Annotated in this window: 2 protein-coding genes; both read left to right on the forward strand. The window is 60.7% G+C overall.

Features of this window, described 5'->3' with window-relative positions:
* Positions 1-311 precede the first annotated feature (311 nt).
* Positions 312-515 (forward strand): hypothetical protein, encoded by a 204-nt coding sequence (locus tag EOA28_RS36735; RefSeq protein ID WP_126078700.1) that lies wholly within the window; start codon positions 312-314, stop codon positions 513-515.
* Positions 516-527: 12 nt separating this feature from the next.
* Positions 528-1054 (forward strand): SWIM zinc finger family protein (locus EOA28_RS36740; RefSeq protein WP_189342408.1); only part of this gene is annotated, 527 nt, incomplete at its 3' end.

Below are 1054 nucleotides of genomic sequence, written 5' to 3' on the forward strand. Positions count from 1 at the left end.
GGGCAAGTCTGGCTGGCAATCCGATTGGACTGAGCGGACACTTGCGCGGTCTGAGCCTCGTTGTATCAGGAAGAGGTTAAACTTCGTTACTGCGGTTCAATCCGATCCATTTGTTTCTTGGTCTTGGCGCATGGAATCTGTCGTCCATGATCGGCTTCCAGGCCTTCCAGCCACTCGACTGCTTGCGGGCTTGGTTGTCTGCGAGCATCGATATGATCCTTTCGTTTCAGCATTAGGCCGGATCGGAGACGGCCTGTTTCAGGCCGGATACAATCCAATGAACATTGTTCATAATCGCAGCATAGCACATCTTGAACGACGTTCAAGAGCAAAATGAACAGCGTTCACGGATCGAACTGTTGAATGACGACATGCTGGATGCGAGCTTCGCGCGACCGGGCCTTCAGGAGAACAACGGAACGTTAGACAAGCTCTCGATTTTCCGGCGAATGGAGCTACACCAGCCGGCCGCAAACGGCTATCAATCGTCGCGAAGTCATGCTTCGGGGTGGTGAGAGGCGCGCGGCTTGCAGCTGGATTTGAAAACAGTCGAGGCTTTGGCCCCCGATCAGGCCTCGCTTGGCGCAGCCGCCAAGCTGACCAAGCGATCGAACTGGCCCAGGCTTGAAGCGCATGAACAGCTGCCGCTGATCTGGGGCGAATGCCAGGGCTCGGGCTCCAACCCCTACCGGGTCGCGTTCGACACCTCCGACCACGGCTACAAATGCACCTGCCCGTCGCGGAAATTTCCGTGCAAGCACATTCTGGCGCTGGCCTGGATCGGCGCCACGGCACCCGACAGCTTCACCCGCGTCGACCAGACGCCCGATTGGGTGAACGACTGGCTCGGCCGGCGCCGCAAGCCAGGGCAGCCGCCAACCCAAGCGCCAGCTCGCGCGGAAGGCAAAAGCATAGACGAAGCATCGCGGCCGGAAGAGGCACCTCCTGTTGAGGACGCCGCTGCGGCCGAACGCCGCGAGGCGGCGCAGCGTAGGCGGGCGGAGGACACGCGCAGCGCGGTCTCGGCCGCGCTCGACGAGCTCGACCAGTGGAT

The organism is Mesorhizobium sp. M2A.F.Ca.ET.067.02.1.1 (assembly GCF_004023285.1).
Classification (GTDB): domain Bacteria; phylum Pseudomonadota; class Alphaproteobacteria; order Rhizobiales; family Rhizobiaceae; genus Mesorhizobium.